This is a genomic window from Thermococcus sp. SY098 (assembly GCF_035621495.1).
Lineage (GTDB): Archaea > Methanobacteriota_B > Thermococci > Thermococcales > Thermococcaceae > Thermococcus_B.
Map to the genome: position 1 here is coordinate 1,653,099 of NZ_CP141821.1, position 22,433 is coordinate 1,675,531.

Annotated in this window: 19 protein-coding genes and 1 tRNA gene; 12 read left to right on the plus strand and 8 right to left on the minus strand. The window is 40.5% G+C overall.

The genetic code is table 11. The annotated features are described in order from the left end of the window. Both VFC49_RS09290 and VFC49_RS09295 read right to left on the minus strand, forming a co-directional pair. On the minus strand, positions 1 to 432 hold the full coding sequence (locus VFC49_RS09290; protein ID WP_324735328.1) for a hypothetical protein: 432 nt from the start codon (positions 430 to 432) through the stop codon (positions 1 to 3). Positions 433 to 483: 51 nt separating this feature from the next. Then, positions 484 to 1,068, minus strand: coding sequence for a hypothetical protein (locus tag VFC49_RS09295; RefSeq protein WP_324735329.1), 585 nt, complete (start codon positions 1,066 to 1,068; stop codon positions 484 to 486). 176 nt (positions 1,069 to 1,244) lie between these two features. Here VFC49_RS09295 and VFC49_RS09300 point away from each other — a divergent pair, with 176 nt between their 5' ends. Beyond that, the gene (locus VFC49_RS09300; RefSeq protein ID WP_324736714.1) at positions 1,245 to 1,448 is read left to right on the plus strand and encodes an AbrB/MazE/SpoVT family DNA-binding domain-containing protein; all 204 of its coding nucleotides are present in this window, start codon (positions 1,245 to 1,247) and stop codon (positions 1,446 to 1,448) included. Between the two features lie 319 nt (positions 1,449 to 1,767). Next, entirely contained in the window at positions 1,768 to 1,959 is a 192-nt protein-coding gene (locus tag VFC49_RS09305; RefSeq protein ID WP_324735330.1) for an AbrB/MazE/SpoVT family DNA-binding domain-containing protein, read from the plus strand. Here the strand turns inward: VFC49_RS09305 and VFC49_RS09310 are convergent. Beyond that, positions 1,956 to 2,153, minus strand: a complete 198-nt coding sequence (locus VFC49_RS09310; RefSeq protein WP_324735331.1) for a hypothetical protein — start codon at positions 2,151 to 2,153, stop codon at positions 1,956 to 1,958. The genes VFC49_RS09305 and VFC49_RS09310 overlap by 4 nt on opposite strands. Positions 2,154 to 2,208: 55 nt before the next feature. On the opposite strand from VFC49_RS09310, the gene VFC49_RS09315 reads away from it, so the two are divergent. After that, positions 2,209 to 2,487: a hypothetical protein gene (locus VFC49_RS09315; protein ID WP_324735332.1), complete on the plus strand. Its 279-nt coding sequence runs from the start codon at positions 2,209 to 2,211 to the stop codon at positions 2,485 to 2,487. Positions 2,488 to 2,614: 127 nt separating this feature from the next. Here VFC49_RS09315 and VFC49_RS09320 read toward each other — a convergent pair whose 3' ends face one another. Continuing rightward, on the minus strand, positions 2,615 to 2,929 hold the full coding sequence (locus tag VFC49_RS09320) for a hypothetical protein (RefSeq protein ID WP_324735333.1): 315 nt from the start codon (positions 2,927 to 2,929) through the stop codon (positions 2,615 to 2,617). Next, entirely contained in the window at positions 2,919 to 3,152 is a 234-nt protein-coding gene (locus VFC49_RS09325) for a hypothetical protein (protein ID WP_324735334.1), read from the minus strand. The genes VFC49_RS09320 and VFC49_RS09325 overlap by 11 nt, the downstream gene beginning before the upstream one ends. 371 nt (positions 3,153 to 3,523) lie before the next feature. Between VFC49_RS09325 and VFC49_RS09330 the strand changes: the two genes are divergently transcribed. Next, positions 3,524 to 3,611 (plus strand) — tRNA-Leu (locus tag VFC49_RS09330). 9 nt (positions 3,612 to 3,620) lie between these two features. Here VFC49_RS09330 and VFC49_RS09335 read toward each other — a convergent pair. The 3 genes from VFC49_RS09335 to VFC49_RS09345 form a co-directional block, all read right to left on the minus strand. Further along, positions 3,621 to 5,021, minus strand: coding sequence for an MATE family efflux transporter (locus VFC49_RS09335; RefSeq protein ID WP_324735335.1), 1,401 nt, complete (start codon positions 5,019 to 5,021; stop codon positions 3,621 to 3,623). A gap of 105 nt (positions 5,022 to 5,126) precedes the next feature. Beyond that, the gene (gene ppsA, locus VFC49_RS09340) at positions 5,127 to 7,493 is read right to left on the minus strand and encodes a phosphoenolpyruvate synthase (RefSeq protein ID WP_324735336.1); all 2,367 of its coding nucleotides are present in this window, start codon (positions 7,491 to 7,493) and stop codon (positions 5,127 to 5,129) included. Between the two features lie 148 nt (positions 7,494 to 7,641). Next, positions 7,642 to 10,083 carry a DUF6798 domain-containing protein gene (locus tag VFC49_RS09345; RefSeq protein WP_324735337.1) on the minus strand — a complete coding sequence of 814 codons (2,442 nt, stop codon included), beginning with the start codon at positions 10,081 to 10,083 and terminating at the stop codon, positions 7,642 to 7,644. Positions 10,084 to 10,139: 56 nt separating this feature from the next. On the opposite strand from VFC49_RS09345, the gene VFC49_RS09350 reads away from it, so the two are divergent. The 8 genes from VFC49_RS09350 to VFC49_RS09385 all read left to right on the plus strand — a co-directional run bounded on the left by VFC49_RS09350 (position 10,140) and on the right by VFC49_RS09385 (position 22,431). Next, entirely contained in the window at positions 10,140 to 11,174 is a 1,035-nt protein-coding gene (locus tag VFC49_RS09350; RefSeq protein ID WP_324735338.1) for a hypothetical protein, read from the plus strand. Positions 11,175 to 11,228: 54 nt separating this feature from the next. Beyond that, complete coding sequence (locus tag VFC49_RS09355) at positions 11,229 to 12,269, plus strand: hypothetical protein (protein ID WP_324735339.1); 1,041 nt, start codon at positions 11,229 to 11,231, stop codon at positions 12,267 to 12,269. Positions 12,270 to 12,301: 32 nt separating this feature from the next. Continuing rightward, complete coding sequence (locus VFC49_RS09360; RefSeq protein ID WP_324735340.1) at positions 12,302 to 13,459, plus strand: amidohydrolase; 1,158 nt, start codon at positions 12,302 to 12,304, stop codon at positions 13,457 to 13,459. 239 nt (positions 13,460 to 13,698) lie between these two features. Next, positions 13,699 to 19,386 (plus strand): S8 family serine peptidase, encoded by a 5,688-nt coding sequence (locus VFC49_RS09365; RefSeq protein ID WP_324735341.1) that lies wholly within the window; start codon positions 13,699 to 13,701, stop codon positions 19,384 to 19,386. Between the two features lie 134 nt (positions 19,387 to 19,520). Next, entirely contained in the window at positions 19,521 to 20,480 is a 960-nt protein-coding gene (locus VFC49_RS09370) for an SPFH domain-containing protein (RefSeq protein ID WP_324735342.1), read from the plus strand. A gap of 6 nt (positions 20,481 to 20,486) precedes the next feature. Next, on the plus strand, positions 20,487 to 20,900 hold the full coding sequence (locus VFC49_RS09375; RefSeq protein WP_324735343.1) for an NfeD family protein: 414 nt from the start codon (positions 20,487 to 20,489) through the stop codon (positions 20,898 to 20,900). 46 nt (positions 20,901 to 20,946) lie between these two features. Further along, a complete protein-coding gene (locus VFC49_RS09380; RefSeq protein ID WP_013468452.1) occupies positions 20,947 to 21,249 on the plus strand; it encodes a DUF424 domain-containing protein in 303 nt (100 codons plus the stop codon). A gap of 21 nt (positions 21,250 to 21,270) precedes the next feature. Further along, the gene (locus tag VFC49_RS09385) at positions 21,271 to 22,431 is read left to right on the plus strand and encodes a 60S ribosomal export protein NMD3 (protein WP_324735344.1); all 1,161 of its coding nucleotides are present in this window, start codon (positions 21,271 to 21,273) and stop codon (positions 22,429 to 22,431) included. Positions 22,432 to 22,433 lie beyond the last annotated feature (2 nt).

Sequence of the window (22,433 nt, forward strand, 5' to 3'; positions counted from 1 at the left end):
TCACTCACCTCTAATTCCAGTATAATCAATTCCAGAAACCTGAAACTCCAACTCAGGATACTCCTCATAAATTGACTCCTCTTCTTCCTCGCTAAGCTCCTTGACCAATTTTTTCTCCAGCTCTTCTAACAATGCCTCAACAAGCTTTAGATCACTCTTGTATTCTGCTAACTCATCTCTAAAACTCTGAATATCATAGCCAAACTTAATTAACTCCTTGACTCTCTTAATCTCAGCTTCAAGCCATTCTTTTTGGTATTTCAAAAGCTCATAACTTGCTTTCTCATGTCCGTATTTCTCAAAGAATTTTTCAACTGCATCCGCTGAAATTACGATGTTCCTATAGCCTTTGTAGTAAATTCTCGTAATTCCTGAAACCTTTGTTTTGCCGTCATTTCCGCTCAAATACAACTTTTCACCACCAACCTTCATGGCTCAACACCTTTGGCTTTCCTTGGCAAGCTGATTTGAGCAAAAGGTGAGTTAATCCGCATGAAACCTGATGGACTTAATAATAACCTCAACCTCAACAGTAACTCTCAAACGCTCACCAGAACCAAGAACCAACCTAATAGAACTCTCAGAATCCTCTTCCTTATCGTCCTCTTTATTGGTGATAGAATACATTTCCTCACGCTTTTTCCTAAGTTCCTCAATAATTTCCTTTTCTAATTGTTCAGCTTCCTCAATAATCTGATTAGCGAATTCCTCATCTTCAAGAATTCTAATTGCTTGTTCATACACATGATCTTTTAATCTAAGCCATTCCTCACCGTCGCATATGAATGAAAGCAAGTGTTGATGGTATCCATTAATAGTTGACTCAGCATAGCCATATTTTTCCTGAAGATAACTCTCAATGGCACTCCATTTAGCTGGCGCATTTTTCCTTAAAATAAAAAACAATACTGTTCTCGCTGTTATTAATGTGTTATTCCAAACGTAATCTACAGTCCATACGTCATTAAAATCTCTGCTTTTCAATATTTCTTTAAAAACAAGGCTTCTTAAGGCGCTAATTCTCAAATCATCAATTTCTGGAAACTTTTTCCAATCTTTCCAACGCATACCAAACACCTCTTTGTGTTACAAATTCGGTATAAAAATACGAATTTAGTATATTTAAACCTTATTTCAAGATTTTGGTATTCAAATAGACAAAATAGTAGGTTAATGACTAAATCTTTTGTCAAAAATCCATAAAATATATATTTGGTATTATCATACAGTATTTGGTGATAATCATGGAAAATGAACAAAAAGTGATCAAACGTATTGAGTTAGAGAAGCCTATTCCGGTTATTGCTAAAGTTATTAGTAGTGGAAGAATCAGTATTCCAAAGGATATTCGAGATTTACTGGAGCTTAAAGAAGGTGATTATGTAGTTATTGAGATTAAAGGTATTGTCAAAGCTGTTAATCATGAGGTTAAAGTCATTGAGCCATAGATAATACAGTAAGGCAAGGTTATTGAAAAATGACTGCTCTTCTTTAGTTTTTTGTATTACAAAATTGAGTTTTGGTTTTTGGTATATACTAAACTTTTTAGATCATGCTGAGAATAGCCAGCATAATAGAATAAAGAAAATAAATTAGGTCTATATTAGAATTAATTATATACGCCTATAATTAATTCATTTGGTATATACCAAATTTAAAGCAGATTTTAAGAGACTTTGAGCCATGATTTGAGTCAATAATTTAGTATATACCAAATTATTTTAAGCTGGTATTTTTAGGTGAAAAGCTCAAATAAGGTGGTTGAAGATGTCATTACCAAAGGTTAAGATCGAGGTTGAGCCTGATAAGATTATAAAAGCTGAGGTTATAGCAAGTTACAGAATTACGATTCCTAAAGAGATTAGGCGAGATTTAAATATTGAAGTTGGAGATACGGTTATTGTTGCTATTATTGGTGTAGAGAAAGGTAAGAATAAGAAGAAGTCTCGAAGGCGTTAGCCTTCTTCTTTTGCAACTATTTTTAGGTGGATTGTTCTAATTACAGCTAAACTTATGTTCTTTAATGATTCTGTGAGTATTTGATATCTTTTAAAGATAGGCAAATATAATCTAAGAAGTAGTTCAATTATTAATGCTGTTATAGCAAATCCAAAGATTGTTGAGTAAATTGGTTTTATTAATGTCATTTTCATCAATTATTATATTTTAGGAAAAAGTTTATTTATTTTTGTTTTGTTTTATTTTTTGATGTCGTTGATTAATGCTATTGATTGGAATTATGCGGTTGCTGGTGCTGTAGCAAGTTTGATATTCTATATGCTTAAGATTATTTTTGAGGATCATGCTAAAATTCAGGCAAATGAGAAGAGACTTGAACTAATTTTGGAGAGTATTAGAGAAGTTAGAACTGTTATATCGGAGTTAAATAAAAAATTTGATCATATTCAAGAAACAGTTCAAAATACAGTTGGTAGAGTTGAAAGACTTGAAGAATGGAGAAATACTTATAATAATCGTGAACAATAATAAGAATAGGAGACGATAATTATGTTCTGGAAAAAGCATAAAAAATCTTTAGATGAACAATTTGAGGAAGAATTTAGAGCAATATTAAATGAGATAAGGTCGTTAAATCGGAAAGCGGATAGTTTAATTAGGTATCTTGACAGACATTCTGGTTATCCTCGAAGAGTTTCGAGTGGTAGAAGAAAGCCAACATCTCCAAGATTTCATAGAACAACACAAATACCGAGAAAAAGAACTGCTGGAAGGAAGGCAACTCGTAAGAAGAAAAAGCGCTAACGCTTAGATTTTTGCCTTTGATGTCGTATTTGTTTGGATTTCTCAACCATTTGTCTAATGCTTTCAATGGTGATCTCTCTAAATCAAAAACTTTCTTAGCTTTTTTGCTTTTATCAATTTTATAACTTTTAGCGCCGTATTCTTGCCAATAATCTCTAAATTCCATGATTTGTTTTATTAGCTCGTCTCTTGCTTTTCTTACTTTTTTCGGCTTTGTTGAGGATTCGTTTAATGTTTTTAATGTTCTCTTCAAAGGTTAGGTTGGTATCTACTAAGGCGTAATAGTCAATTAGGTCTTCTTCTATGCCGTATTTTTGTTTAAAGTATCTTGCTATTCTTTGCGCTAATTTTTTTCGTTTTTCGGATTCTCGTTTTATTCGGCTTGCCATAAGTCTCACCAGAAAAGGTTGGTTTTTCTTTTGGATAAGGTGTGATGTTGTTTTGTAATTTTGTGTTTGCTTTTGTCATGTTTTGTTAATGATGTTATTTAACGTAATGCTTATAAGTTCATTTTGGTGATGGCTATATGAGGACACATAAGGACACAGGTGGAAAGGCTGGAGAGGTGAGTAATTCAGCGTTGCGAGCGCCTGAGAGGCGTAGGAAGCAACACCATATTACGATTAGTGAACAGGTTTGGACATTGGCGAAGCAGAGGTTCGGTAATGTGAGCCAAATCGTGGAACGGCTACTTGAGGTGGCTTTAGGTCTTAAATCGAGTGTTGAGATTGTTCGTTTTGGTGATAGTGCGCCTGTCGGAGCGGGGGTTGCCGAGCCTGGTCAAAGGCGGTGGACTCAAGATCCACTCCCGTAGGGGTTCCGGGGTTCAAATCCCCGCCCCCGCACCAGAAACTTTTCTAAGTTGTTGATCCAGACTTTCTAACTTCTTCCTCAATAATTCTCTTCATCCAAGAGCCTTTGAGGAACCACAGTAATCCTACCCCAGAGGCTATGAAGTTGCTCAAGCCCATGCCCAAGAAAACACCTTTTGATGACATGAAGATGTGGTATCCCAAAATATAGCTCAAAGGAATTCTAAGCCCCCAGAGTCTCAAAATCCCCAACACCATGCTCTTCTTTGTATGTCCCGAACTCCTGAAGACATTGTCAACGACCATGAAAATGCCGTTGAAAAACGGTACAGAAATGAGGAAGTACTTCAGCACTATTGCACTTTCTGCTATTACTGCGGGATCATTTAGGAATATTCTGAAAATCTGAACCCTGAAAATCCCAATTAAAAGGATCGCAATGCTTGCAATAGTGAAGTTTACCATCATGGTTCTTTCAGCGATTTTCTTTGCTCTCTCATACTTTTCCGCTCCGATATTTTGGGCAATCATCGTTCCCATTGCCATTGAAATTCCTCTTGAAATGCTTGTCAGAAAGTTCACCAAACGGGTTGTTATGGTGTAAGCGGCGTAAGTAACATCTCCAAATCCGAAAATAATCCTTGTTAGGATTACAAACCCAAAGCTGTTAGCTGATGAGCCTATACTTGAGGGCAATCCTACTTTAAATATTCTTGCATAAAATCTTAGATCCGGTTTTAAGTCCTCCCTTGTTAGGTGAATACCGACTTTTCCAGCTAACAGAAGGTACATTCCAATTATTGAACCGGTGGTGTTTGATATTATTGTAGCCAATGCAGCTCCGGCTACACCAAGCTTTGGAAATCCGAATAGGCCAAAAATTAGGATGGGATCAAGAACTATATTTAAGCCCACTGTAAGAAAGCTTATCTTAACAGGGGTTTTTGTGTCCCCTGTTGCCCTCATAAGGAAGCTGAATGCCATGAAGCTGAAAGCAAAGGGTATCCCGATAAAGATTATCCTCGTGTAGCTTAATGAATGGGGATATACATTTTCAGTAACCCTCATGAATCTAAGAGCGTAGGGGACTATTAGATAACCAACGACAGCTACAATAGAGGCAAAGATGAACATCAGTGAATAAACCGCCCCGGCAGCTCTTTCGGCTTTCTTATATTCCTCCGCCCCAATATATTGCCCCACAAATGCAAATCCCGCTGTTGCAAAGCCCATTCCAAGACTCATAAGTGTTCCAATTAGAGGCCATGCAACACCAGGTGCAGATAAAGCCTCCCTTCCAAGTCTGCCAAGCCAAAAAGTGTCTGTTATATTGTAGAGCACTTGAATTATGTTGTTCACTATTAAAGGCCAAGCTAATCTAAAAAGGGTCTTTTCTATATTGCCCTCAACGATTTCTTGTCTCATCTCGTGTATTTTCGGTGTCATTATAGATCAAATGAATATCGAAATGTTAAGATAAAAACTTTGTGCAGTGTTATTCAGAATTAGAGAATAAACTGCAGAAGAAATTGAAATTAAGAAGAAAGGAAATCAGAAGAGATCTTCTTCGTCCTTAAAGATTTGCTTTCTTGCAGCTTCGAGCATTATCTTGCGCTCTTCTTGTGCAACGACCTTTCTGATTAGTTCGACGGCATCTGGGTTGGCTGAGATGCTGTCAATTCCCAGTCTGACAAGGATTCTTGCCATCTTTGGATCACTTCCTGCCTGTCCACAGATGCTTGTCTCGACGCCGTACTTCTTACAGACCTTGATAACGTGCTTGATGAGCTTAAGCACAGCTGGGTGTGTCTCGTCGTAGAGCTTTGCGACTCTCTCGTTGTCTCTGTCGAGGGCGAGTGTGTACTGGGTGAGGTCGTTTGTACCGAAGCTGACGAAGTCAATTCCTTCTTTGATGAGGTCTTCGATTATCAGAGCTGCTGCTGGAACCTCAATCATGACACCAAAGGCAACGTCCTTGTGTGGCTCAAGGCCGACTTCCCTTGCAATCCTCTTTGCTTCCCTGATTTGGTACGGGTGGCTGACGAGTGGGAGCATTACACCGACGTTGTTGTAGCCTTCCTCAACGACCTTCTTGATTGCAGTGAACTCTGCCTTAAGGAGCTCTGGCTGGTCGAGGCTTCTCCTAATTCCTCTCCATCCGAGCATTGGGTTTCTCTCGTCTGGCTCGTCCTCTCCACCTGGCATCTCCTTGAACTCGTTTGTTGGGGCGTCTAATGTTCTGTACCAGACTGGTCTTGGATAGAATGCGGCTGCAACTGTTCTGATACCATCAGCGAGCCTCTCGACAAGCTCGTCAAACTTTCCTTCCTTGATGAACTTGATTGGGTGCTGTCCGATTGTAAGGATCATGTGCTCTGCTCTAAGCAGTCCAACACCGTCTGCACCTGTTGCAGCGGCTCTCTCAGCGACCTCTGGCATTGAAACGTTGACCTTAACCATTGTTCCTGTGACAAGTGGAGCGCCTGCAACGACGACTTTTCCTTCTGCTTTCTCCTCTTTCTCCTTCTTGACGAGGCTCTTGACGATTCCCTTGTAGACGACACCTCTGGTTCCATCGACAGTAACGTAGTCGCCGGTCTTAAGCTTCTTAGTTGCCTCCTTTGTACCGACAACACATGGGATTCCAAGCTCTCTTGAAACGATTGCAGCGTGGCTTGTTCTTCCACCCTCATCTGTGACAATTGCAGCAGCTCTCTTCATTGCTGGAACCATGTCTGGGTTTGTCATTGTTGTGACGAGGATGTCTCCTTCCTTAACTTTGTCGATCTCGCTGGCATCGAAGATGACAACTACTCTACCTGCACCAATTCCTGGTGAGGCTCCAAGACCCTTAAGGATGACCTCTGCCTCTTCTGCTTCCTCAACTTCCTCTCCTGTCACTTCTTCTTTGAGAGTTGTGATTGGTCTGGACTGGACAATGTAGAGCTTCCCATCATCCTTGTCGTATGCCCACTCAATGTCCTGTGGCCAGCCGTAGTGCTCCTCAATCTTTGCACCAATCTTAGCGACCTCAATAATTTGCTCATCTGTGAGAACCTGCTTCTCAACCCACTCTGGGCCGAGATAATCGGCGACCTTAACATAAACGGTTCCTTTACCAGTCTCGGGGTTCCTGACGACCATAACTTCCTTCTTTGCGATGAACTTCTCCTTTATCTTCCAGGTTCCCTTCTCGACGATGTACTCGTCTGGTGTAACTGAACCGCTGACGACTGCCTCACCAAGTCCCCATGAAGCGTTAATCATGATCTCGTTTCTGTTGTTTGTAACTGGGTTAGCTGTGAACATAACACCGCTCTTCTCGCTGTTAACCATTTTCTGAACAACTGCGCTCAAGTAAACCTTCATGTGATCGAATCCCTGCTTCTCTCTGTAGAAGGTAGCTCTTGCAGTCCAGAGTGAAGCCCAGCACTTTTGCACGTGCTTTATCACATCTTCGGCACCAATAATGTCCAAGTATGTCTCCTGTTGACCTGCAAAGCTTGCATCTGGCAGATCTTCGGCAGTGGCTGATGATCTAACGGCGACATAAACCTCGTCTTTACCAAATCTCTGACTGAGCTCTTTGTATGCCTGTCTTATCTCCTCTGCAATTTCCTCTGGCATTGGAAGTGAGATGATCTTCTCCCTGATCTTGGCAGTGTTCTCTTGGAGCTGCTTGCTGTCGTCAACGTTGGTCTTGCTTATAACATCCATAATCCACTCTTGGAGTGTTCTTCCGTCCTCAACCTTAACGTTCTCAACGAAGTACTTGTATGCCTCAGCTGTAACACAGAATCCCGGTGGAACTGGAATGCCAGCCCTTGTCATTTCTCCGAGGTTTGCACCCTTTCCACCAACAAGTGCCACATCTTCTTTGCTCAGTTCTTCAAACCACTTTATGAATTTGTACGCCATTTCAATCCCTCCTTTTTTAGAATAACCGATGGTGATATAGGGGGGAGGCTATTTAAAATTAACTGTTCAGATGTGGCTTTTAAGTTTATAAAACAGCCGAGTAAGTTTCCTTTTGCAAAAACAAAATCAAAAAATTTTGGTTAAAGGGTTAAAAAGGATGAAGCTCTAAAATGTTCTCAAGTATATCTAATGCACGTTCGAGCTCATAAGTGTACTCCAATGCTCTTAATATGTCAAGGGTTGCTTGTAAAGGCCTTGGCTCTTTTTGCAGATCATAAGTTTCCTCAATTATTCTGAGCATCTGCTCCTCTTTGTCTTTCATGTCAGCAACGTGATATATGAAGAGAACATTTGCATAGGTGGCTCTTGAGTATCCATATCCAACCTCGCCTTTGAATCTTCCGTTTTCTTCTTGCTGTTCTGAAATCCACTCAGCAGCTTTTTTAATTGCTGGTAAAACTCTTTCGTCCCCGCTTAGCTGATAGTATCTCGCTAATCCAAAGGCTGTAACAATAGTTCCACCTAAGCTCTTCTTCCAGCTTCCATCTTTTCTCTGCTCTTTGAGGATCTTTTCGACTAAGTTATCTGTTGTGGTCTCATTTAGGACTCCAAGCTCGTAGAGGATTGGCAACATCTGTGCTTCAGCGAATAAGTCTCCTTTCTTGTCTTTTGGTGTTGTCATTATGTAGTCGCCCTTTACTCTGCTTTTTAGATAGATAAGGGCTTTGTTTTTTCCTTCAAAGGGCAAGTCTTTGAGTGGCTCCATTGTGAATGCGGTGTATAATGTGAAGTCATTTGGAGGGATTCCTTCGGGGAAGCCTCCGTTATCCAACTGCCTGTATGCCAACCATTTAAGTAGCCATTGGTATCTCTCTTTAAACTTCTCATTGCCAGTTTTTTGATAGAGGTATGCGTATAGCTGGGCAATCCTTGCATTAAGGAAAAAGTCAGCCTTGTAACCGTCATCAAAATCTGCGTAATTATACCCGGTCCAGAACTTTTCCAAGAAGTTAACAATTGCTGAGTATTTTCCAGTATAGCTGAGTGGGTTTAAGTCGTAGGGCTTTAGTGGTGGGTTTGGGATGAACTTGTAGATTTCGGAGTTTCCATTTACAAATAGCGTTTTGAAGTGAGTATCGTAAGCTATATATTCCATTAATCCATATTTAATCAGACCCAGGCTCCTCATTCTCCTATCCGAATAGACATAGGTTACATTATACTTTTCCATGAGTTTGTACGCTCTTTCTCTTTGCGTTGTTCCAAACATTGTTACAACGTCATTATACGCTTGTATTGCTTCTCTGGGATTGGGGGCTTTTTCAAAAAATCCCTGATATACTTTTTTCCACATGACTATGTCTTTCCTGTGGGTGTTCCCAATTAGGAGGTAACCAACATCCCACCATGTAAGGAAGACTGCATCTGGGGGAGTGTTCTCTCTAATCCACTCAAAAGCCTCTCTGTCTTTTACTGTTGGGGGGATTATGTATTTATATGAGGAATAAGCTCCTTGGACAATTGGGACTATAATTAAAACAGCTATAATTACTGCTCTTGTTTTCTTGCTCAGAACAATCCTCTTAAACAGCTCAGAACCTTTTCCGCTTGTATCTTTGATCACAGTATTCAGCCAAGTGTTTAGGCTTGGGAGGAAATCGTCGTAGAAAAATTCAGCAGCCATAATTGAAAGTGGCAGCGAAGCATATGGATCTCTGAATCTGAATGCTATTGCACCGGCGATCATGAAAGTCCATGCCCATAGTACAATTCCCTGCCTTATGGGGTCACTTTTAAGGTATTTTTTAGTTGCAAGGATTCCAAAGATTAATTGAACAACACCAATCCATTTAAGGTATCCCAAGGCTGTGACTTCTTCTTTTGGCATTCTCAAAAGAAGGCTGGCAATAAAGCGATGTATTGGGGGGATAAAGTATAATATAAGAGCTACCAGCACAGCCAAAGCAAAATAGTGTAAGTTTTTCTTTATCCAGGGAATTAGATGGACAAAGAGCATTATTACAGCAACAGCAACGAAGAAAACCCAACCTCTGTGGGTTAGCATGTAAATTGGCAATAAAACCAATAGTCCTATTATATATCTATAGTTCCAGCTTTTAAGAAACTTCACAAGAAGTATCATTCCAGTTATGAAAAGAACAAGTCCAAGGTTTTCTGGAATATATAGACTTGTCCTATATACAAAATTTGGAGCAAAGGCAAGAAAAGTCGTGGCTAATATTGCTTTTTTGTTATCCCCAAAAATTTCCTTTGAGAGTAGATAGAAAAGACCCACGCTTATCGTGCCGTAAACCGCTGGGAGAATAAAGAAGGTATACTCGGTTGGAAAGAGCCTATACACAAGAGCTCCAATTATGTGGAAGAGGGGAGGATAGCTATATGCTTTAAGCCCGAGGAGTGAGCCAATGTCCTTTGAAATCACGCCTATCCCTTCATTGACGATTCTCAGGGTTATGTCCCTGTGCAGGTATTCATCATACACCGCCAGCAATAGGGTTCTGTGAGGTATGAGCCTTATTATGAATGAGACTATGAGCAACAAAATGAGGTATATTTTTTCCTTCTTCACTTCTTACACCCCTAACTCTTTTAACATGAGCATTGCCTTATTAAATTGGTGGTGAAATGAAATCTTTAAAACTCTTTAGCTTAGCGTTCTTTTCCTATCTCTTTCTCATGCTCTGTTCTCATTTAGTCCTTAAAGAATACTCTGCTTCTCGAAACATGCTCCCGCTGTCTCTTGCAGTAATACTCATCTTTTACGCCTGTTTTGTGATTGGATACTTTAAACCCCTGTATCTACCAAGTGAAGCTGTGTGGATTGCACTATTCATGCTGGCAGTCTATTTTGTCCAATATGTTGTGTTAGCACCAGTTGGTGTGGTGTTCTTGTATCTCCTTCTTAAATATGAACCTGAGTTTTTCAGGAAATTCTCTTGGTTCGTCTTTTTGTTGGGTGTTGGTGTGATTGCTTCCATTTATCTTTATGCTGGAATTCCCTTCTTTGAGTATCAGATTCGGTTCAGATTAACAGAAGTACTCACACTATCTGCATATCTGCTTTTAACGGCAATAGCGTTTGAACAAAAGGAGAGAATTAGATTCTTATACTTCTTTGCCTCTTCTATCTTGCTGTTTATGTCAACTTTTCGTTCTCTTCTTGTCCTTATGTTTTTAGCTTATGTAATCCCGTATTATCTCTCTGGAAAAATTAAGATGCGGGAGATATTTTTGGGGATTCTTATTGGAATGGCTGTTTTAATCTTAAGCGGGAATCTTGAGAAGTTTTTGGTAAGAGTTGGCTTTACTTTTCTTATTTTTGAGAACCTTGTCAAAATTTCACTACCTTTTGGATTTTACCATGGTTCTCTGCTTCTCAGCTACTCTCCTGGTAGGAAAATAGCATTTATGTTCACCCTTAATAGGAACATATATTCGTCTTTCATTTTTGGACAAGCTGTTGCAGATTTTGGAATATTTGGAGTGATCGAGGCATATCTTTTAGGAGCTATACTCAAGTACTCTGAGAGAGATATAAGCTCTCTAACAGTTGTTCTATCTCTTTTAATTTACCTCATCGAGGTGGGAATTGACGCTTTTGTGCTGGCTATTTTGCTGTTCTTTGGCATAATCTATGTCCAGAAAACTAAAACAAGATAAAATGAACACCAATCCTTTTTAAATTGTGGGTTTAATTTAGTAACTGGTGATACCGTGAAATCTTTAAAGCTCTTTGGCCTGGCATTTTTTACTTATCTCGTACTCACCCTCTATACCAATGTATTTCTTAAGGATAAGTTATATGGTGCTGAGCTTGACATGTCCAGAATATGGGTTGCATTATTGGTTGCGATCCTATTCTTTGTTCTCCTCGTAGCTGGATATTTAAAGCCCGTTGAGCTTCCTGCTTGGACATACTGGTTGATGCTTTTTGTGCTCTCTTTTGCTCTCCCCTTTTATGGTGTCATTGCAGTGGCATTTATTTTCTTATTTTCAATGAAATACAATCCATTTGAAAAGCATGCTCATATCTGGTTGATTCTCTCGATAATCCTATTGACCTTCGTTTATCTTTTAAGAGGAATTCCACTTTTCAATTGGGGCTTGAGGTTTGGATTGAGCAAGATCCTTGTGTTTTTAGCTTTTCTAAGTGGAATTTCACTGGTTTACGTGAATTGGAATATCAAATTTAAAACTCTGGTTTTTTTGATTCTTGAAATGCTGTTTTTCCTTGGAACCTTTAGATCGCTTATGCTCCTTATATTCCTGATGTACATCCTGCCTCTTTACTTTGAGGAAAGACTTACCTTGGATAAAATCTGCCTCGCCATTCCGGTGTTTTTACTGATTCTTTATCTCAGTGGAAGCTTGGAGGGGTTATTAGTTAGGATTGGATTTACTTTCTTAATTTTTCATAATTTGGTGCATATATCAATGCCCTTTGGAATCTTTCATGGGAAACTTTTGCTCCACAGCGATCCAAGATGGAGAATTGCATTCATGTTTACCCTTAAAAATAGGTACACTTACTTTATTTTTGGACAAGCTGTTGCAGATTTCGGAATATTTGGAGTGATCGAGGCTTATTTCATTGGAACTCTGCTTAAGTTATCTGAAAGGAATTCCAAGACAGCAACAATTGTTCTCTCAACCCTAATCTACGCCATTGAAAGTGGAATCGAGGCATTTCTGCTTTCAGTTTTAATTCTCTTTGGTGCACTCTACTCTAAGACAAATATCAAAACACTAAAATAACTATCTTGTCAAATTATTCTCGGTGGTTTAAGATGAATCCCGTTGAAGAAGCTTTGAAAATAAAAGACCAGATTATAGCGTGGCGTAGGGATTTCCACATGTATCCAGAACTCAAATATGAAGAGGAAAGAACCTCCAAGATTGTGGAAGAACACTTGAGGGAGTGGGGATATAAAATTAAGCGCATTGGAACAGGAATAATAGCTGATATTGGAGAGGGTGATAAAAGAATAGCTCTTAGAGCAGATATGGACGCTCTACCAGTCCAAGAGGAAAATGAAGTCCCTTACAAGTCCAAAATCCCTGGAAAGATGCATGCTTGTGGTCATGATGCTCACACTGCCATGCTCTTAGGAGCAGCAAAAATTATAGCCCAATATGAGGATAAGCTCCAGAATGGCGTTAGACTGATATTCCAGCCGGCTGAAGAAGGGGGCAATGGAGCGTTAAAGATGATTGAAGCCGGTGCTCTGGAAGGGGTTGATGCAATCTTTGGAATACATGTATGGATGGACTTGCCAAGCGGAGTTTTTGGAATTAGGGAGGGACCGCTTTTAGCGGGGGCTGGGACATTCAGCATTAAAATAAGGGGCAAAGGAGGCCATGGGGCTGCACCGCACGAAACTGTTGATCCAATACCACTTGCCGCTCACGCAATTTTGGCATTCCAGACGATTGTGAGCAGAAATCTCAATCCAATTGAGACAGGCGTTGTGAGTGTTTGCGCAGTCCAAGGAGGAACGGCGTTTAATATTATTCCAGAGGAAGTTGAAATGAAAGGCACTCATCGCTTTTTCAGTGAGGAGGTTAGGAAGTTGATAGAGAAAAGAATGGATGAAATTTTGAGAGGTCTCACTTCGGCTCATGGGGCAACATATGAGCTTGATATCAAGGAGCTTGTTCCACCGACGATAAATCATCCAAGAATGGCAGAGTTTGTGAGGAGGATTGCTTTAAAATATGGCATGAGTGTTGGAGAGGTTGCCAAATCTATGGGTGCAGAAGATTTTGCTTATTACCTACAAAAAGTTCCAGGGATGTTTATACCTCTGGGAATTAGAAACGAAAAGAAGGGCATAGTCTATCCTCACCACCACCCAAGATTTGATGTTGATGAGGATGTTCTTTATTTGGGTACTGCTTTGGAGGTGGCGTTAGCATTTGAGTTTTTAAATTTGTTGGAGGAGTAGGAATGCATTTGGACATTTTCCGTTTATTCTGATTACTTTTTTGTTTAGTTTTTAATGATATCAGCTGTCTAATTTGATGCTTTTACAACTGAATATTGATTACTTTACAAAGTTTGATAAATATATATGAATGGCTTACATTGATATTTAAAGATCAAAATGAAGCTTTACTCATAGAAATGTTTATATTTTTGACTGGGTTAGTATATCATTGAACAATTGTAGTCGGAGGTGTACGAATGAATAAAAGGACAGTGAGTCTTCTAATTGTATTGTTGATGATCCTTTCAGCAATTCCAGTAGCTTTGCCAGTAACGTTGGTGAGTGCTGAGAATACTCCACAGGTCACTCACACGATAACAAAGGTGAACGCTGTTGCAAAAGAACCGGAGAAAACAGTACCACCGATAACTAAAATAGAACCAGAGTTGCTTAAAATTCTTGAAGGGAAAGTCACTGTTGATGTTCCAGAGGTCAATGGAGAAAAACTGTTGCCTATTCATATAGTGGCATTATCAAATATAGACTCTAAATTAAAGGGAATCCAAATTGTTGGCAAAAGAGAAATAGCAGGGATGGTAGTGTATCTGGCTTTAGTTCCAATAAAAGAGGAATACAAAAAAGTTCTCCTCAAAATAGCATCATTACCAGAGGTTGAAGCAGTTACCAGAACAAACCCATTTGAGCCGGTGGGTACATTTGAAGAACCAGACGCTAAGAATAGTATAACAACCAAAACGATACAGATCAGAATTCCGGAAATTAGGAGAAAGATAGATCTATCAAAATTAGAGAAGTTCTCGGTTAAAAAGCTCAAACTTCCAGAAATTATGAAGCTGAGAGAGAAAAGCCCCTTGAGAAGAGGAGAATTAAGGATCACAGAAAGAGAAAGCCTAAATATTGAAAACCCAATAAAACCAGCAGACTACTTTGCAATCTATCACCATGGTTCCTGGAATACATGGCTTAACTTAGGGATTACTGGAGCTGGAGTTAACGTTGCTGTTATAGACAGCGGTGTTGACTTTGGAAATCCGGATCTACAAGACGCTTATGCAGTGGAGACTAACCCATCTTCCCCATATTATGGCTGGCCAATAGCGTTTAGTGGACACTCAATGATATGGTACTTGCTCTTCAACTACACGTTCCCAACATATATCTATTCGTGGTATGCTGATACTTCTATAGAGCTCCCATACTTCTTGGTACATGGAAATGTCAGCATCGGCTACAAGGGCAACTTTACCACAGTATTCACGTCAATGAGCTTGGCCAATATTGAAAATGATGCAGAAAGAGCGGCATTCATTAATGAGACTTTGGCATGGATGGGAGTTACGAACTCAAGCAGGATTCTACTTGTTGATGATGATGGTGGGTGGACCCTTGATGAGTTTTATACAGCAGCCCTTGACCTCTTGGGATTAAACTACACAATATATGAAGTCCCCTATGGTAGCAGCGGTCCAAATGCAACCGTTTTAAGTCAATATGACGCCGTTATATGGTTCACTGGGGATACATATCAATATACACTGACCCAAAACGATACAGCAAACCTAATGCTCTACTTGAACAACGGTGGAAAGCTTTGGCTTATAAGCCAAGACTTGCTTGAGGAGCTTCCGTTGAATGACACCTTTGTAACAGATTATCTCCACGTTGCTGGTGTTGACCCGGATTATCCGGTTCCAACAATAATAAAGACGGCAAATAATACCTACAAAGCAAAGTCAATATACTATGGGTTCTACGGAAGCCTTACAGATGCATTCGCTGATTTTGTATTTCCAGATAACGAATCACAAGTTCTTGCAGTGGGATATGAAGCAATCGTCGGTATTCAGTGGATTGATCCAGACACAGGAAATGTGACCCAAATAACTTACATGAAGTTCCCAATGAATGAAACCCTTGGAGTCCCGACAAAGAGTGGAATATTCCACTTCGGATTCCACCCGGACATTGCTCTCTGGGTTGACTGGAATGGAGGCTATATCATTGTAGCGGATCCAGAGAACGCTACAAAATATGATACAGTTTATGCTGACATAACACCTATGCTCGTAGATGCAGGAAGCATAACCCTGGAGTATCTTGACTTCAATGAGGATTCTGGTCATACTAAGGATAATCCTGTTATACAGGTTGACTTCTGGGACACATTTAATGACAGGTTTGGCCAGGATGGATATGCTGATCTTTCAGGTGGACTAATATACTTCATAGCTGATGGAGTTAATCCAATCCCATATGAAGATGTTGTTTCATCAAGCTGGGGACTTCCAATGCCAATTCCAGAGAACGGTAACTTGGTAGCATTCATGATAGGCAATGTCTATGTTGCCGGTGGGGATCATGGAACATTATGTGCTGCTGCTGTGGGTGCGAGAGGCAGGACATTCTTTGGTCTAACGTTTGGTAATGCTATCGGTGCAAAGATAATTGCAGAAGGTTCACTCTACCAAGGAGGAAGCTGGATTGACTATGTGTTCTTTGCTGTTGAGGGCTATGATGGAATTCCAGGAACAGGAGATGAGGCATTAGTAGTTAGCAACAGCTATGGTGCTTCATCAGTTATTGCCAAGGGATACACGTGGGATGATAGATTCCTCTACTGGATAACACACTTCTATGCTCCGCAGGTAAGCTTCTTCTTCGCTGCAGGAAACGGCGGTCCGGGTTACGGAACAGTTACAAGTGAGGGAGCTTCGCCAGGAGTTATAACAGTAGGAGCAGCAGTTGAATTTGGTTATAGAGCGCTCTTTGGATATGACGATGGACCTTGGGGATACGAGCTTGCTAACTATGGAGACGTCGTATGGTTCTCAAACAGAGGTCCAAATGCTCTTGGACAGGTAGATCCAGATGTCTTAGCTGTCGGTGCCTATGCTCTCGGAAGCCTTCCACTAAATGAAGTTGGAGATGGATTCTGGGCCAGCGATCTCTGGGCAGGAACGAGCTTAGCAACGCCTATGGCTGCAGGTATTGCTGCTTTGGTGTATGAAGCATATTATTCAGCTCATGGAACATGGCCAACAGCAGAGGAGGTTAAAGAGATACTCATGAGCACTACCAAGAACGTCAATCATGATGTCTTCAGTCAGGGTGCAGGATTCCTGGATGCCTACAGAGCCGTGCAGGCGGCATTAAACTTAGATGGAATAATTGTGTCACCATCAATGTGGCAAGCAGGAGAAACAGAGTATCCAGCATTTGCAAATGTCATTTATCCAGGCGACAGTGCTTCACAGGTCTTTGAAGTTAGAAACATGAACGTCTCAGCATCAAAGGACGTTGAGGTTTCTGCAGAGGTGTTCCAGAAGATTGGAGAAGTTGAGTTAAATGTAACCGGAAATTCCTGGTACATGTACAGGATTGATCCGTTTATACCAAACGGAACAGACCTCATGAAGATTACCCTTTACTTTGACTATGACTACTTCGATACTGAGAGGGACTATTCAGCAGATGCATTCCCATGGTTCAGAGTTTGGGATGTCACATATGTCTATGACCCAGAGTCAAATACAACAGTTCCTACATTTAACCTGCTTACACAGTCACTTAATGAAGGAACATCAATCTCTGCAACATTAGGAAATCCATTACAGAAGTTCCACGACGGTTTATATGTCCAGATCAGGGATATTTTCAGATACTATGGTAAGACAGACACTTATCCCGCCAAGCTCAAACTGGAGTTCTACAAGAGGGTGCCATGGAATTGGGTTACCCTTAATACAACAACTCTCACGGTACCTGCTAATGGAACTGCAACATTTATGGCTACAGTGACTGTTCCTCTCAATGCTTCATATGGAGTCTATGAGGGTGCAATCTACCTCAAGTACGATGGATATGAAACGACAATTCCAGTGAGCGTTGTTGTTGCATCACCGACACCGAACTTTGAGTTCGGAGGAAATACAAATGCGAGTGGTCTCTACGATAACAGCAATGTCTACGGACAGTTTGACTGGAGCTGGAGATACGAAAGCGGTGATTGGAGGTTGTTCTACTTTAACGTCTCAAATGTTCACAACATGACAAATGCCTACTTAATAGCAGATGTTTCATGGGATGGTATCCCAACCGATATAAACCTTCACCTCCTTGGCCCCGCAGAGGATGGCTCCTTGCTACCGTTCAGTGCCATATGGCCAGGAATATTTGGACCATACACACTGGCTGAAGTTGGGAGAAGCATAGATGGCTATGTGGGTGCTGGAATGTTCAAGCTCTTCACGACAAGCGGTACAAGTAGGGAAGTTATCGCAGCACCAGCATCACCTGGGCTCCATGCATTGTGGCTTCACAATGTGCTCTTCGATGGCAAACAAAGCTACAGGACATTCAGCGGAAAGATTGGCATGGCATCAGTCACTCCCGGCACATGGATGGAGAGCATTAACTCAACTGAGGGGAAGAAATCATTTATAGTCCATCTACCTTCGTCATTTGGAATGCTGAAGGCTACTGCGGCTGGATTAACAGCACCGATAATCTATAAAGACAAACTCGCACCCCCAACTGGATCTGCTGACTACTACACAGTTACAGTTAAGAATGCCACAAAGCTTAGTATAACGCTTACAAGTCTGTGGGACGACTTGGCTGGTGTTGACCTCGACCTTTACGTCTACTACAATGGACAGCTTGTGGGTGCATCATATACATCAACGGCTGATGAAGGAGTCATTATTCAGCTCCCAGCATCGGGTACATACACAATTGAGGTGTACTCATGGAACAATCCGACAACAAATGCAACCTATGACCTCAAGATTCTTGCAATTGAACAGGGAGATCTACAGGTCGAGAGCATCAAGGAAATAACAGAGGGTGTTTACAACGTTACAGTCAGCTACACCCTGAGTAGCGACAAGTTTGAAAACGCAAATACATTCTACGGAACGATATACTTCGGCTATGATGCAGCTCCAATGCTTATAGAGGTTCCAGTTACCCTCTACAAGACAACCCCAGAGATTATTGAAGAATTTGGAACTGTTGTGATAATGCAACCATATGACCTGTCACTGAACTTGGTACCAAATGAGGGAATCGCTGAGATAGGTACAACATATACACTTACAACATTCGTATCTAACTATGGTCCATACGACGCAACAGAGGCTGTGGTGAATCTTTACAAAGATGGAGAGCTTATTGATCAAGTAAAGCTCCCAGAATTTGCTAAAGGAGAAGTGTATAAAGTTGAGTTCAATATTCCAATCGATGACGCAGAACTTCATGAGTATATGGTAGTTCTTGAATCTCCATATGATGAGGAGAGCAACGTTGTCTATGTAAAGGGAGTTGATAAAGTTGAGTTCTCCACATACAGTACTGGAAATGCCACAGTGACGTCTTCATTCGGTGGGTATGCGGAAATAACAAGCACTGATGTCACAAACAGAAAGATAACAATTACCGTTGATGGTGACCATGGAGCAGTTGCAACGTTACTCATAAATCTGCCAAAGGATCTTCACTACTACAGTGTGCATGTAACTGATGCAGACCTTCTAAGTAAAGAACTACTTACCACACCAAACTCACACATATTGAAAGTTAGGATAAAGCTTCACTCACCAGCAACTGTGAACGTGGATTACATGACTACTGGAGAAGCATTACAAGAAATGAACTTCGTTTGGTATATGCTCTACCAGAGATACAGCATGAAATTCAATGAACTCTACAACAAGAGTATTGAACTTGGAATTGATAATGAAACCCTCCAGGAGGCACTTCACTATAAGGAGCTTGCGGAGGAGAGTTACAAGGAAGCATGGAAGTTTGGAAACCCACTCCAGGGATACATAAGATCGCTGCCGTACATGAGAAAAGCATACCTCAACATCAAGAAGGCAGTAGAAATCCTTAGTAAGGCCATAGAGAAAGCTGAAAGCTCTTGAATCCTCTCTTTCTCTTTTGGCTTTGCTTTTCTACTTTTCTATTGTTATCATTTGATGGCATGTTTTTTGACTAACGAAAACTTTATATTAAGTTTTACTGATAAAAGTTCAAAATACTACATGGGGGTGTGGTAATGCCAGCCACTTTTGCCCTTGTAATATTGGGTGTATTCCTCTTGCTGATGCTTGTTTTGAGTGTTAAAGTTATCAGACCATATCAGAAGGGTCTGGTTGAAAGGCTTGGAAAGTTCAACAGAATCTTAGAGCCTGGAATTCACTTCATCATACCTTTTATGGAAAGGGTAAGAATAATAGACATGAGAGAACATGTCATTGATGTTCCACCGCAGGAGGTTATCTGTAAGGACAATGTTGTTGTTACAGTTGATGCCGTTGTGTACTATCAGGTTATAGACCCAGTAAAAGCTGCATATAACGTTAGTGACTTTCTCTTAGCTATAATAAAGCTTGCACAAACAAACTTAAGGGCAATAATTGGTGAGATGGAGCTTGATGAAACGCTAAGCGGAAGAGATATCATAAATGCTCGCTTGAGGGAAGAGTTAGATAAAATCACTGACCGCTGGGGTGTAAAGATTACAAGGGTTGAAATTCAAAGAATTGATCCACCGCGGGACATACAGGAGGCAATGGCTAAGCAAATGACTGCTGAGAGAGAAAAGAGGGCAATGATTCTGATAGCTGAAGGTAAGAAGGAGAGCGCAATCAAGCAAGCTGAGGGTGAAAAACAAGCAAGAATCTTAAGGGCAGAGGGTATCAAGCAGGAGCAGATTCTTATTGCTGAAGGTCAAGCGGAGGCAATAAAGAAAGTTCTTGAAGCTTTGAAATTAGCTGATGAGAAGTACTTAACTTTGCAATACATTGAAAAGCTTCCAGAACTGGCTAAGTACGGTAACCTAATAGTTCCATACGACACAGAAGCGTTAATCGGCCTGTTAAGAGTCCTTCAAAAAGTCAGCAAAACAAAGCTGCCAGAGCCAAAAGAGAATTCACCTGAAGGTTTATCAAAGAATTCTCCAGCAGAAACAGAAAACGATAAAAATGCGGAGAGACTAAAGAAAATCTGGGAGTGATGTGTGATGGATTATTTCCCCATTTTACTTTTAATTTTAGGCTTGCTGATCATAGTCCTTGATATGATGGTTGCGGCATTTATAACTCCAATTGGAATAGCCTTTGCTGTTCTTGGGCTGTTGCTTGGATTGGGTGTGAATTTTAACGTTGCATTTGTGATATCTTTGATATCTGCAGTTATCAGCTATCAGCTTTTTGCACGGCTAATCAAGAAAGAAACCGTTGATATTGGAAAGCCCAAATACACCTTTGAGCTTAAAGGCAAAAAGGGGAAAGTAAAAAGGATCAAAGGGGATGAAGTCTGGGTCGAGCTTGAGGGCGAAGAATGGATTGCCAATCCCCTCGATGATGTTAAAGAGGGAGACGAAGTTGTTGTGGTTGATGTTGATGGTGTAAAACTGATTGTTCGCAAGACTTGATTAGGTTTTTAAGTCTAATATCTCTTTTCTATTAAAGGTGGCTCGAATGAAAATATATGTGAAAGTGTATCGCGTTCAAGGGGAGGTTTTACTGGCGGCATGTGATGAGGAATTAATGGGGAAAACATTCAGAGAAGGTGAGCTTAAATTGGAGGTTAAAGAGAGATTTTACAAAGGCGAGCTTAGAGATGTTGAAGATTTAGAAAAATTGCTGGAAGAGGCGACAATAGCGAACTTAGTTGGAGAGAGATGTGTTGGTAAGGCAATTGAGCTTGGTTACATTGATAAAGATAGAGTGCTCTACATTCAGGGGGTTCCTCATGCACAGATGGCAAAAATGCTATGGTGAGACCTCAAAGGGGTGAGAATTATGAGTGAACGCTTCTGCTATAGGTGCGGAATAAGCGAGAGTGAAGGGGGGCCTTTAATAGATGGACTTTGTCAGGTTTGTTTTAGAAAAGAGAATCCGGTATTGGTAATGGAGGATGAAATCAACACTGAACTATGCCAGAACTGTGGAAGCTACAAGAAGAAAGGGGTGTGGGTGGATCCACAAAATTACGAACTCGACCAGCTGATATTTGAAGTTGCTGAAAATGCCCTCATTGAAAATATAACTTTAGATGAGCGTGTTAAAGAAATCAGGATTGTGTCAAGGGAGGAGCTTAATGAAATTGAAGAACTTCCAGTTGGGGTTGCATACTTAAGTTATGAACCAGTTAACTGGCACATTGATTATTTTCCAGCTATTGTGATTTATGAAATTGAAATTAAAGCTCGCATACATGAACTCCAAAAAGAGTTGCATCATGAAACGAAAACTATCACAGTTTATGTGAGGCAAACAGTCTGTCCAAGATGTCAAAAGTTTCTTGGAGGATACTTTGAGGCTATTTTGCAAGTTAGGGCAGAGGATAGGCAGCTGACTGAGGAGGAAAAAGATGAAATTGTGAAGCTTGTTCAAGAAAAAGTGGACGAAATAATGAGGAGAGACAGAATGGGATTCATTCAGGACACGGTTGAGCTTGAAGAGGGTATTGATTTTTACATGGGCTCTACAAGGTCGGCAAGAAAGCTTGCTCAAGCGATAAGAGACAGATATGGCGGGACAATAAGCGAAGCTTACGAACTTGTCGGTCTCGATAGACAGACAAGCAAAGAAGTTTATAGGACGAGTGTAAGCGTCAGGCTTCCTAAGTTTAGGAAAGGAGACATCGTCAGTGACAAGAATGGGAACATTTATCGTGTTGAAGAAGTCAATGGAAAGGGAATGAACCTTACAAACCTATCAACACATGAGAGTGAACACAAAGACTGGAAGACTATAAAGAGAGAAAGGGTAGAGTTAGTTGAACACGAGAAAAAGGAAGCCATGCTCACGAGTTTAACCCCTAAAGAAGCTCAGTTTATGGACATGGAGAGCTATGAGACGTTTGAAATCGAAAGACCAGAGATTGACTTAAAAGAAGGGGAGATTTATAGGCTTGTAAAAATTAAAGGCAAATATTACATTGAGGGTAAAAAGGAATGATT

Bases quoted from the DNA above. Each gene is read 5' to 3' on its own strand.
- VFC49_RS09335 (WP_324735335.1), bottom strand. From the start codon at position 5,021: ATGACACCGAAAATACACGAGATGAGACAAGAAATCGTTGAGGGCAAT.
- VFC49_RS09295 (WP_324735329.1), bottom strand. From the start codon at position 1,068: ATGCGTTGGAAAGATTGGAAAAAGTTTCCAGAAATTGATGATTTGAGA.
- VFC49_RS09325 (WP_324735334.1), bottom strand. From the start codon at position 3,152: ATGGCAAGCCGAATAAAACGAGAATCCGAAAAACGAAAAAAATTAGCG.
- VFC49_RS09310 (WP_324735331.1), bottom strand. From the start codon at position 2,153: ATGAAAATGACATTAATAAAACCAATTTACTCAACAATCTTTGGATTT.
- VFC49_RS09370 (WP_324735342.1), top strand. From the start codon at position 19,521: ATGCCAGCCACTTTTGCCCTTGTAATATTGGGTGTATTCCTCTTGCTG.
- VFC49_RS09305 (WP_324735330.1), top strand. From the start codon at position 1,768: ATGTCATTACCAAAGGTTAAGATCGAGGTTGAGCCTGATAAGATTATA.
- VFC49_RS09385 (WP_324735344.1), top strand. From the start codon at position 21,271: ATGAGTGAACGCTTCTGCTATAGGTGCGGAATAAGCGAGAGTGAAGGG.
- VFC49_RS09365 (WP_324735341.1), top strand. From the start codon at position 13,699: ATGAATAAAAGGACAGTGAGTCTTCTAATTGTATTGTTGATGATCCTT.
- VFC49_RS09290 (WP_324735328.1), bottom strand. From the start codon at position 432: ATGAAGGTTGGTGGTGAAAAGTTGTATTTGAGCGGAAATGACGGCAAA.
- VFC49_RS09360 (WP_324735340.1), top strand. From the start codon at position 12,302: ATGAATCCCGTTGAAGAAGCTTTGAAAATAAAAGACCAGATTATAGCG.
- VFC49_RS09350 (WP_324735338.1), top strand. From the start codon at position 10,140: ATGAAATCTTTAAAACTCTTTAGCTTAGCGTTCTTTTCCTATCTCTTT.
- ppsA (WP_324735336.1), bottom strand. From the start codon at position 7,493: ATGGCGTACAAATTCATAAAGTGGTTTGAAGAACTGAGCAAAGAAGAT.
- VFC49_RS09380 (WP_013468452.1), top strand. From the start codon at position 20,947: ATGAAAATATATGTGAAAGTGTATCGCGTTCAAGGGGAGGTTTTACTG.
- VFC49_RS09375 (WP_324735343.1), top strand. From the start codon at position 20,487: ATGGATTATTTCCCCATTTTACTTTTAATTTTAGGCTTGCTGATCATA.
- VFC49_RS09300 (WP_324736714.1), top strand. From the start codon at position 1,245: ATGGAAAATGAACAAAAAGTGATCAAACGTATTGAGTTAGAGAAGCCT.
- VFC49_RS09315 (WP_324735332.1), top strand. From the start codon at position 2,209: ATGTCGTTGATTAATGCTATTGATTGGAATTATGCGGTTGCTGGTGCT.
- VFC49_RS09320 (WP_324735333.1), bottom strand. From the start codon at position 2,929: ATGGAATTTAGAGATTATTGGCAAGAATACGGCGCTAAAAGTTATAAA.